This is a genomic window from Streptosporangium sp. NPDC004631 (assembly GCF_053601935.1).
Window position 1 is genome coordinate 1 of sequence record NZ_JBSGCR010000072.1, and the last position, 3,356, is coordinate 3,356.

A 3,356-nucleotide genomic window follows, 5' to 3' on the forward strand; every position below is an offset into this window, starting at 1 on the left:
TCCACACCACAACAGCACGGAACAGGGGCGGGGTTGTGCATCATGCACTGGCTTTTAACACACTGTTGAGTTCTCAAGAAACGGACGCGTTCACCGGACCCTCCGCCCCCACCCGCAAGAGTGGAACGGCGCCCGGGGCACACACTTCCGTGTCATCATTCTATCAGGAGCGCCCGATCCGTGTCAAACCGTCACATCCGCAACAGCACACCCAAACCCGGCAAACCCACTAGAATTCCCACCACCCCGTCTCCGGAGCAACCCTTCCAACTTACTCTGACATCCAGGCCCTGTCCAGTCGTGCGGACTGACCCAAACCTTCAGTGATCTTTTGGAGGGGACTGCGGGATCTCGTCCCGCTTAAAGAACTCTAGCAGCCCGCTCGGGCTGTCATGACCCACTTGCCGGTAACAACTAGGTCTTCCCTGGGTCAGCTGCTCCCAAACACGCGGGCCCGGAGTCCATGGACTCCGGGCCCGCGATCAAGCCTGGGGCTCGAACACCTAGCCGGCCGGTAGCGCGGCGAGCTGAGCGGTCAGCCGAGCGATGTCCTGCTCGGCCTGGGCTGCACGGGCCCGCACCTTGACCACCACGTCGTCGGGCGCCTTCGACATGAACTGCTCGTTGCCGAGCTTGGCCGCCACCTGGGCGGCCTCCTTCCGCGCGACGGCAAGGTCCTTCTCCAGACGCTTGCGCTCGGCGGCCACATCGATCGTCCCCGCGGTGTCGATCTCCACGACGGTCCCGCCCACATCGAGGCGGGCGGTGGCGGCGAACGACTCCGCCGGCTGATCGAGCCGGAGCAGCGATCGGATCGCCCCCTCGTGCGGGGCGAGGATCGTACCGGCGAGTGACAGTCGCGCGGCGACCCGCTGGCCGGGCTTGAGCCCCTGGTCGGAGCGGAACCTGCGGACCTCGGTGACCAGTCCCTGGAGAGCCAGGATCTCCTCCTCCGCCGAGGTGTCACGGAACGACTCCTGGGCCGTCGGCCAGGGAGCGACCACGATCGACGCCCCTCCGGTGAGGGCCCGCCAGAGTTCCTCGGTGACGAACGGCACCAACGGGTGGAGCAACCGGAGCAGCGCGTCCAGGACGTGGCCCAGCACGAGGCGGGTGTGCTCCTGCCCCGAAGCGATCTGGATCTTGGCCAGCTCCACGTACCAGTCGCAGACCTCGTCCCACGCGAAGTGGTAGAGGAGATCGGAGATCTTGGCGAACTCGAACTCCTCGAAGGCCGCGTCCACCGACGTGACGACCTCCTGAAGGCGGGAGAGGATCCACCGGTCGGCCGCGGTCAGCTCCGCCACCGGCAGCTCACCGACCGCGGCGCCGTTCATCAGCGCGAAGCGGGTGGCGTTCCAGATCTTGTTGCAGAAGTTCCGGGAGCCTCCGGCCCACTCCTCGCTGATCGCCACATCGGAGCCGGGGTTGGCACCGCGCAGAAGCGTGAAGCGGGTGGCGTCGGCGCCGAAGCGCTCGATCCAGTCGAGCGGGTCCACCACGTTGCCGAACGACTTGGACATCTTCTTGCCGTACTGGTCGCGGACCATGCCGTGCAGCGCCACGGTCTGGAACGGGGGCCGGCCGTCCATCGCGTAGACGCCGAACATCATCATCCGGGCCACCCAGAAGAACAGGATGTCGTAGCCGGTGACCAGGACGGAGGTCGGATAGAACTTGGCCAGCTCCGGCGTCTCCTCCGGCCAGCCCAGGGTCGAGAACGGCCACAGGCCGGAGGAGAACCAGGTGTCGAGGACGTCGGGGTCCTGAACGTAACCGGCGGGGGGCTCGTCGTCGGGGCCGACGCAGACGACCTCGCCCGCCGGGCCGTACCAGACCGGGATCCGGTGACCCCACCACAGCTGCCGCGAGATGCACCAGTCGTGCATGTCGTCGACCCAGTCGAAGTAGCGCTTGGCCAGCTCCGGCGGGTGAATCCTCGTCCGGCCGTCGCGGACCGCGTCTCCGGCGGCCTTCGCCAGGGGCGAGACGTTGACGAACCACTGGAGCGAGAGCCGGGGCTCGACCACGGTCTTGCAGCGCGAGCAGTGACCGACCGAGTGGAGGTAGGGCCGCTTCTCCGCGACGATCCGCCCCTCCTGACGCAACGCGGCCACCACCGCGGGCCTCGCCTCGAAACGGTCGAGTCCCTGGAACGGGCCGTGCGCGGTGATCACACCGCGCTCGTCCATGACGCTGAGGGAGGGCAGGGAGTGGCGGCGGCCGATCTCGAAGTCGTTCGGGTCGTGCGCCGGGGTGACCTTGACCGCGCCGGTGCCGAAGGCGGGATCGACGTGCTCGTCGGCCACGACCGGGATGCGGCGGCCGGTGAGTGGGAGCTCCACCTCCCTGCCGATCAGGTGCGCGTAGCGCTCGTCGGCGGGGTGCACGGCCACGGCGGTGTCACCGAGCATGGTCTCGGCCCGGGTCGTGGCGACGACGATCTCGTCCTCACCCGAGCCGTACCGGATCGAGACGAGCTCGCCCTCGTCCTCACTGTGCTCGACCTCGATGTCGGACAGTGCGGTCAGGCAGCGCGGGCACCAGTTGATGATGCGCTCGGCGCGGTAGATGAGCCCGTCGTCGAAGAGCCTCTTGAAGATCGTCTGAACGGCCCGGGAGAGCCCGGGGTCCATGGTGAAGCGCTCGCGCGACCAGTCGACACCGTCGCCGAGCTTCCTCATCTGGTCGAGGATCCGGCCGCCGGACTCCTCCTTCCACTGCCACACACGCTCGACGAAGGCTTCACGGCCGAGGTCGTGCCGGGAGAGACCGTCTCTGGCGATCGCACGTTCGACGACGTTCTGGGTGGCGATGCCCGCGTGGTCCATGCCCGGCAGCCAGAGCGTCTCCTGGCCGCGCATGCGGGCGCGGCGGGTCAGCGCGTCCTGGATGGAGTGGTCGAGGGCGTGGCCGATGTGCAGGACACCGGTTACGTTCGGCGGGGGCAGGACGATGCTGTACGGCTCACGCTCGCTGCTCGGGTCGGCGTGGAAGTATCCCTCCGACACCCAGCGCTCGTAGCTCCGGGTCTCCACGTCGGCGGGCGTGTACTGGGTTGGCAGCTCTGGCATCGTCACGGTGTCCAATTCTAGGGATGTCCTGGCAGTCGATGTTCCCGACTCCCGAGTCTTCCAAGGTGCCGGTGCACCTCCCGACTTGTCGAGGCATTTCCTCTCCGTCTCGCCGGCTTTCCGCCGGCGGGCCCGGTGTGCCGGGCCACCCGAGCCTCGGGACAGGCTCCGGAGACGGCGACGCCCCCGCGGCCATCTCGAACATCGCCTGATCCTGCACGGCCTCGAACGAGTGCGCCACCGAGCCGAAGGCGCCGAGGTCGGCGTCGAGCAGGGTACGGC

The 3,356-nt window shown here is 68.0% G+C and carries 1 protein-coding gene; it reads right to left on the reverse strand.

What is annotated here, in order from left to right; all coding sequences use genetic code 11:
- Nucleotides 1–503: 503 nt before the first annotated feature.
- Nucleotides 504–3,074, reverse strand: coding sequence for a valine--tRNA ligase (locus ACWEF2_RS31550; RefSeq protein WP_453819901.1), 2,571 nt, complete (start codon nt 3,072–3,074; stop codon nt 504–506).
- Between the last annotated feature and the right edge of the window lie 282 nt (nt 3,075–3,356).